This window comes from Cedecea sp. B1(4), assembly GCF_059414925.1.
Genome location: NZ_JCAHMZ010000048.1, coordinates 1 through 505, shown reverse-complemented (window position 1 = coordinate 505; position 505 = coordinate 1). Strand labels below are relative to the sequence as shown.

The 505-nt window shown below is 69.1% G+C and carries 1 protein-coding gene; it reads left to right on the top strand.

Annotation, left to right across the window (positions count from 1 at the left end):
• Positions 1 to 21: 21 nt before the first annotated feature.
• Positions 22 to 505: aconitase family protein (locus tag ACR6JA_RS22080; protein ID WP_494599520.1), on the top strand; the 484-nt coding region annotated here is incomplete at its 3' end.

The window sequence follows — 505 nt, the reverse complement described above, 5'->3', positions numbered from 1 at the left end:
GCCTGTACCACGTGCAACGGCATGTCGGGCGCGCTCGACCCGGTCATCCAGCAGGAGATCATCGACCGCGATCTGTACGCCACCGCCGTGCTGTCGGGCAACCGCAACTTCGACGGCCGCATCCACCCCTACGCCAAGCAGGCCTTCCTGGCCTCGCCGACGCTGGTGGTGGCCTACGCCCTCGCCGGCACCATCCGCTTCGACATCGAACGCGACGTGCTGGGCACCGGCGCCGATGGCCGCGAGATCCGCCTGAAGGACATCTGGCCGAGCGACGAAGAGATCGACGCCATGGTCAAGGCGGCCGTCAAGCCGGAACAGTTCCGCAAGGTCTACGCGCCCATGTTCGGCCTGCGCAACGAGCGCGACGCCACGGTCGATCCGCTGTACGCGTGGCGCCCGCAGAGCACCTACATCCGCCGCCCGCCGTACTGGGAAGGCGCGCTGGCCGGCGAACGCACGCTGCGCGGCATGCTGCCGCTGGCCGTGCTGGGCGACAACATCA